The organism is Microcoleus sp. PH2017_05_CCC_O_A, assembly GCF_020738785.1.
GTDB lineage: Bacteria > Cyanobacteriota > Cyanobacteriia > Cyanobacteriales > Microcoleaceae > Microcoleus.
This window is the reverse complement of sequence record NZ_JAEQCB010000225.1, coordinates 1-6,738: the sequence shown is the minus strand read 5'-3', so window position 1 is coordinate 6,738 and position 6,738 is coordinate 1. Positions and strand designations below refer to the sequence as shown.

Below are 6,738 nucleotides of genomic sequence, written 5' to 3'. Positions count from 1 at the left end.
CTGCGGGCTTACAAGTAAGCTGTCTCAACGGCTGTAATGACGCAAATACGTTAAGCAAATAGAAAGTGTCTAGAAAGTACAGGCATAATGGCTGGAAGGGTAGCGAGATGGTAAGTCTAGAGGGCATGTCCCTGTCCTTTGAGAAACACTTCCTCGTAACTGCCGGTGCGCCCGCCGATGATGTCGCGAATACCCGCGAAGAAATCTCGCAGGGCGTTTGTGCCGTAGACAACCTCGGCAGTTACAATTCCCAAGTAAGATTGAATTTCTGCTCCTTGGATGATATCAGTTGTTGTTACAATCATCAGTTGGCCTCAAGTGCGAAAATTTTGAGTTGGTCGATTTCTGTAGGTTTACTACATCTCCCCGCTCAAAGATTCCAGGCAAACCCTAAGCTGTAAGCTTGTTAAGCTGACAGCAATTCGCTCTTTTAATCCACACACTCTTTGAAAAAAATGGCCGTCCACAAACAAAGTCTCTTGGTATTCAGTACACTTTTGGTAGCGGGATTCGCGATCGCAACGCCGCAGATAGCGCTCTCAGCAGACACACCAGAGGAAGTTCAACCTAAAAATAATGCAAATTTAGATAGTCTGCTGCGGCAAGGACGCGAGTTGGTAGATTTAGGAGACTACAGTAAGGCGATCGCCATTTATCAACAAGCAGCCCGTTTAGATACGGAAAACCCGCGTATTTTTTCCGGTATTGCCTATCTACAAGCGCGTCAGGGCAACTATCAAGCCTCAGTGGAATTTTACCAACAGGCGATCGGTCTGGAACCCAAAAATGCTGACTTTCAATACGCCTTAGGATATGCTATGGCGAACCTGCAAAACTATCCCGCAGCAGCAGCAGCTTACCGTCGCGCCGCTGTGCTCGATCGCAAAAATGTCAACGCCCGAATTGGACTCGGAGTGGTGCTGTTTCAGCAAAAAGATTACAGCGGTGCATTTAAAGCATACCAAGAGGCGATCGCCCTCGATCCCAAAAATTGGCAAGCTTATTCTTCATTGGGTTTAGTATTGATCCAGCAGGGAAACTTTGCCAGTGCTGTCACCGTGCTCAAACAAGCAGCCAAACTCGCTCCCAAACAAGCCAGCATTCAGTTAAAATTAGGTACTGCTTTGCTGCGTAGCGGCAACACTTCCGAAGGGCTAGCAGCTTTTGAAGAAGCGTCAAAACTAGAGCCGCGGAATCCCGAAGTACAGTTAGAAATTGGCGAACTTCTCAGAGCTCAAAACGACTTAGAAGGAGCGATTATAGCTTACAAGCGAGCGATTGACGTGCGACCGAATCTAGTGAGCGCATACGTTGCAATCGGGGAAATTCAACTAGAAAAACAAGATTTTTCAGGAGCAATTATCACTTTTCGGCGAGTGATCCAGCTCGATCCAGCCCGAGGAGAAGCTTATTACAACATGGGTCAAGCATTCAAAGCGCGCGATCGCAAATCCGACGCAATTCAAGCTTTTCAACAAGCCCTAGACACTTACCGCCAGCAAGGCAACAATGATGGCGCACAAAAAGCCGAGGCGGCGCTCAATGAACTAAAGTAATTAGTCAGTTGATAGTTGATAGTTGATAGTGTTTCTGATGGGTCAGAATCAACAATCCCCGATCGCGCGATACTCAGAAACCGGGTTTCTTCGGAAAATCTCGTGAAGAGGCGTAAATTCTCAGAGAAACCCGGTTTCTTGGACGCTTGCGCGTGGAACTCAGAAACCGGGTTTCTTGGATGCACGTAGGTTCTTTCTATTCTTCAAAGGTTAAATGCTGGATTAATTTATCGCTAGTTAAATCTTCTAAAAAGTAACGATAAGCATCTGCTGACTGAAATTGCGATCGCACTCGATCTATTTTAGGCAAACTACCCTGGCGCAAATCAATATATAGCCTTTCTCAAAAAGATGAGGTATGGCTGACAGCTTACATAACCGCTGAAATCAAGAGGGCCCAAGCCCAACAACGTCCGCGAATCTTTGTAAAAACCGCTATATTCTTGATAGCTAGAAAACTCCCAAGCCTCGGCTTTTTTAACTATATTAGTAGCACAAACTGGATTTAAGTGAATATAACGAGTTAGGTGTAATAAATACTCTTCTGTATCTACATGAAACATGAAACATGAACAATATCTGTTTGTCTATCAATATTCACCGCGCCACTCCTCTCGCCCCTACGCAGAATCATCGCATCAGAGCAAGAAGTCTGTTAATGCCATTCAAAAGTAACGAAAAATACAAAGGGACAAAATCCTACTCGCTGCCATTTGTAACTTTTAGGCTGTCTGGCAGTTGTGGCATTTCCTCATACTACCAGACAGGATAGAATGCTCGTTATTAGTGAGCGATGTAGGTAGGCAGAAAGTGAAGTATGTCGCGCAGAACGCTATATCCAGCCATGTCCCAAAGCAAATAAGCTAAGAAACCGATCATCGCTAAGCGACCGTTCCAAAGTTCTGCTTGTGGGTTTAACCCAAACAAAAAGGCGTTCCGATCTTTGCCGTTGTAGGCATTAGCGGTAGGAGGTAAGTTAGTAGGGCGAGTTTCCATTTTTTTACATTCCTTAACAATGTTTCGCTTATCATGGTAGCGACCTAATTTCTAGTTTGCTATCTGTCGATAGGTGCAAAATACATACAAGTCTAAAGGAGGATTTTGAGACAAAAATGACGTGTTAAATTTTGTTAAAAACCATTTTTTCAGCGATCGCCTGTATCGGTAGATACTAAAGACAACTGCAAGTTGAGATGGCTGCTGTGAAAAGCTTGCGAAGCCCTGCTGCGACAAACAACGGCCGTTGTGACTCGACAATACTGAAGTCGCGAGAAGCTACAGGAAAAAAAAATAGTCAATTTCAACCGCAAAACAGAACACGATCGCCCTTAACTTAACTAAAATAGGAACAAAGACAGAGCGCGAGGGAGAAACAGTTATCGAAACCATCTACGGCAATCTTCAGGGTTTAAAGTCCAGCCAGCTCAAGCAACTCGAAAAGCTTTACCACCAAAGACTACCGGGCGATCGCATCACCACGGCAGAATTCGCACAGCGCGTCGCCGCCATCAGTACCGAAATCGACAAGCCAATCTGCACCTACATCAACCGTCGCGGACAAGTAATTCGCGTCGGCGTCGGTACGCCCCGCCAAACCCAGATTGCACCCCTAGAATTGCCCCGCTACGGAGGAGGTCGCCTCAGTGGCATTCGCTGCATCGCCACCCACTTGAAGCCCGAAATCCCTAGCGAAGCAGCCATCACCGCCATGGCAATTCAGCGCCTCGATGCCCTGGTTTGGCTGACTCTAAGCGGCGGAGGATTTCAGCGCCGCGGCGGCGGTGCGGCCGGTTACATCCAAGACACTTATCTGGTTCACCTGATACCCCAGGGAGACCGACCAAATTTTGAGTTCTCTGTGTTGAGCGCTAAGTTAGAACCAGCTTCAACTAAAACAGAGGAAATAGAAGAGCCTTTAATTCAAAACTCACCAATCAAAACTCAAAACTTTCCCTGGAAAATATCAGAACCACTGAGTTTGGACGACCTCGCAGACCAAGACTTTCTGGAGTTGGTGGAAGGACTCGAAGCAGATTTTCAAGCAGAATTTGTCGCCAAACAAGTAGATGCAGACCAAGACAAAGTGCTGCTGGTTGGTGTGATGACTCAGCACATGACTCTGCTGGATTTTGAGGACGGACTCGCAGAAATCACGCGGCTGGTGGAAAGCGCCGGAGGTCAGGTATTGCAAACAGTGCGTCAAAAGCGATCGAACCCCCACCCGCAGACAGTCGTCGGCGAAGGCAAAATTCAAGAAATTTCCCTCACCGCTCAAACGATTAGCGCTAACCTCGTGGTATTCGATCGCGACTTGTCCCCCGCACAAATACGCAACTTGGAAATTCAGATTGGTATTCGTGTCGTCGATCGCACTGAGGTAATTCTCGACATCTTCGCCCAAAGAGCGCGATCGAGCGAAGGTAAATTGCAAGTAGAACTCGCTCAACTACAGTACAGCCTGCCCCGCCTGACAGGTCGCGGTCAAGCAATGTCGAGACAAGGCGGCGGTATCGGTACCAGAGGCCCCGGGGAAACTAAACTCGAAACCGAACGCCGGACGATCGCCAAACGCATTTCAAGATTGCAGCAAGAAGTAAATCAACTCCTAGCCCACCGCTTCCGGCTGCGGCAGAACCGGCACCACATGGACGTACCCTCAGTCGCGATCGTCGGCTACACCAATGCAGGTAAATCGACTCTGCTCAACCTGCTCACAAATTCCGAGGTCTACGCAGCCGACCAATTATTTGCCACCCTCGACCCCACCACCCGAAAGCTGACGATTCCTGGCGCCCTCACCGGAGAACCGCTGTCGATCGTCCTCACAGATACAGTGGGCTTTATTCGCGAACTTCCCCTCTCATTGATCGACGCTTTTCGGGCTACCCTCGAAGAAGTTACAGATGCCGATGCTTTGCTGCACCTTGTCGATCTTTCGCATCCCGCGTGGCAGAGCCAAATTCGCTCCGTCATGAATATTTTGACAGATATGCCCGTAACTCCCGGGCCTGCCCTTGTAGTATTTAACAAAATCGATGCCGTAGATGGAGATACTCTTGCTCTCGCCCGAGAAGAGTTTCCTCAAGCCGTATTTATTTCGGCCGCCAAAGGTCTCGGCATGGAAAGCCTGCGCGATCGACTAGCCCAGCTCATTCAATACGCCCTCTACCCTCGGTAAATACTTAAATATTCCTTTTCAGTAGTTGACATTCGGGAATACACGTACATATACTGAGGACAGATCTCGTCGAAGCATGAGACTATAAAAGAATAGTCAGATTGTGGATTGCTAATTAGAATACAGCAGATATAGTTTGCGATCGGTTACATACTTAACTTCAGGAGGCGGCGCTCAAGGTTGATTAACAGTAAGACTTTTTCGGACATTTGCACGGACGATCGCTTACATTTGTCATAGGTCTTCGTATCATATAGAGTCAGTAACTCTAGGCTCAAGCCACTGAGCTTGTTAGAGAGATCGAGCAAGCTGTACTGACGGGCCTCAGACCTTCGAGGTCTACGTTATTTGGGTCACGACACCCTGTGGATGCGAAGCTAGTCCCTTGCTCTGTCGAAGCGTGGTTAAACAGTTCTAAAGTCACGCTTTACACTGCTGCTAGCCGGAAAAAGCCCTTATAACTTTGGCGAAGCTAACATTACCCGAAAGGGATTTGGAGACAACCATATCGACCTAGAGCGGCAACCATACCCCTCTAACCCCGCAAGGGGATTCAAGGCGGTTGAAACCGCGCCCGTCGTTTCCCTCTCAGGACTAAAGTCTCGCTCGTTTCCCACTTACCGAGCTATTTTATGAATTTACCCACTCAGATGTAGGTGAAAAACCTTGGTAGTACGCAACCGCTATATAAATAAGTTGCCTCTACAGTATCAAAGCAAATAATCAGATTGGCTAATAGCGCTAAGCGATAACCAAGCTGAACGCAAGAATATAAGTGCTTGTAGAAATTTTTACGGGCATAGGTTGATAGGCCTTGGTTGAGATCCGATCTCAACTTATGTATTTGTTAGCAAATGTTAGCAAAAAAGTATCGGTAAAAACTCTCTTTTAATAGCTGTAAGGGCTGTTAGCTCAGAGGTTGCCAGACGGTGCAAACCACCCTAGGCGACTAGGGTCAAATAAAATAAGACGACCAAAGTGTTTGGGCGATCGCCTCAAGCGCTATACTATCTTTTACAGGCGTCCGGGAGAGAAAACATCAATTTATGGTAAGAACTCTAAAATCTATGCCCGCCGTGCAGCGCTAATCTCTAGCACTACTTCTATTCTCCGATTTTACCACTGTTTAACTAAATAGTTATGTGTACGCCACTGGCAAAACTAGCAATTGGACTCTCTGCCACAATGGCAACAGGGTTCTACTATCTAGCTGCCGCCCCTCCGGCTTCAGCAGCAGTCGATGTGTGCGGGCCCGGAAACTATTCAAGTGCCTGCGTCCCTGATAATTCCCTCAGCCCTCAATCACCAACACCCGTACCAGTCGAAGTACCGACATCACCTGCACCCGTGCGAGACGCGGTACCGGAAGCGCTGGTAGATCCAGCACCGATACCGATCGTACAACCTGTAGTGCCGGAAGTGCCGGTAGTCCAATCACCAGGCCCTATAATAGTAGAGCCCGCAGTACCGGAACCACCGGTAGCCTCACCACCACCATCAACCCCGATACCGATATTACCCACGCCGGTCATACCACCGGTCATACCACCGGTATCACCATCGCCATCGCCAGTTCCGCCGATACAGGTGCCATCGCCGATATTGCCAAACTACATAAACCCCCCCGTCATTAGAAGAACAACTATCCCAGAACCGGGTACTGTGGTAGCACTCCTGCTGACAGGCGCAGGAATCATCTGTTCCGCCAGAAAACGAAACAAGCAGGTCGGTCAGCAACGGTAAGCAGGCCCAAGCTGCTGCTTGTTTTCAACATCTCTCCGTTTCTTGAAGCGCGAGTGTTTTTTTGTTTTTAGGTGAAATCATAAAAAATGTATTATAAAACTTTATTAAGTTTGTAAGCAGTAGTAAGCAATAGTAGTATCATCTAGTCAAAATGGTCAACTGAGAGAATTATTGCGATCGTCAAAAAATGGAGAGTCTGAATGCAACTAGCAGAGAGGCACATCATTAAATCCACCGAGAATCGTTTTGTTGAAATTGACG

At 47.5% G+C, this 6,738-nt stretch carries 5 protein-coding genes and 1 pseudogene; 3 read left to right on the top strand and 3 right to left on the bottom strand.

The features are described from left to right. Window positions 1-131: 131 nt before the first annotated feature. Window positions 132-305: pseudogene (locus JGK20_RS31985) on the bottom strand (heavy metal-binding domain-containing protein); the annotation flags it as partial. Window positions 306-497: 192 nt separating this feature from the next. Here JGK20_RS31985 and JGK20_RS31980 point away from each other — a divergent pair. Beyond that, the gene (locus JGK20_RS31980; protein ID WP_366039759.1) at window positions 498-1,556 is read left to right on the top strand and encodes a tetratricopeptide repeat protein; all 1,059 of its coding nucleotides are present in this window, start codon (window positions 498-500) and stop codon (window positions 1,554-1,556) included. A 326-nt stretch (window positions 1,557-1,882) separates the two neighbouring features. Here JGK20_RS31980 and JGK20_RS31975 read toward each other — a convergent pair whose 3' ends face one another. Together JGK20_RS31975 and JGK20_RS31970 are read right to left on the bottom strand one after the other, a co-directional pair. Next, a complete protein-coding gene (locus JGK20_RS31975; protein ID WP_293185835.1) occupies window positions 1,883-2,119 on the bottom strand; it encodes a hypothetical protein in 237 nt (78 codons plus the stop codon). Between the two features lie 220 nt (window positions 2,120-2,339). Continuing rightward, a complete protein-coding gene (locus tag JGK20_RS31970) occupies window positions 2,340-2,552 on the bottom strand; it encodes a chlorophyll a/b-binding protein (RefSeq protein WP_293147923.1) in 213 nt (70 codons plus the stop codon). A gap of 535 nt (window positions 2,553-3,087) precedes the next feature. Here JGK20_RS31970 and hflX point away from each other — a divergent pair. Continuing rightward, entirely contained in the window at window positions 3,088-4,734 is a 1,647-nt protein-coding gene (gene hflX / locus JGK20_RS31965) for a GTPase HflX (RefSeq protein WP_363319279.1), read from the top strand. 1,140 nt (window positions 4,735-5,874) lie between these two features. Next, complete coding sequence (locus tag JGK20_RS31960) at window positions 5,875-6,477, top strand: PEP-CTERM sorting domain-containing protein (protein WP_293233493.1); 603 nt, start codon at window positions 5,875-5,877, stop codon at window positions 6,475-6,477. The last annotated feature ends 261 nt before the right edge of the window (window positions 6,478-6,738 follow it).

Excerpts from the sequence above, each read along its gene's own strand:
- JGK20_RS31970 (WP_293147923.1), bottom strand. The coding sequence starts at position 2,552 with ATGGAAACTCGCCCTACTAACTTACCTCCTACCGCTAATGCCTACAAC.
- JGK20_RS31975 (WP_293185835.1), bottom strand. The coding sequence starts at position 2,119 with ATGTTTCATGTAGATACAGAAGAGTATTTATTACACCTAACTCGTTAT.
- JGK20_RS31960 (WP_293233493.1), top strand. The coding sequence starts at position 5,875 with ATGTGTACGCCACTGGCAAAACTAGCAATTGGACTCTCTGCCACAATG.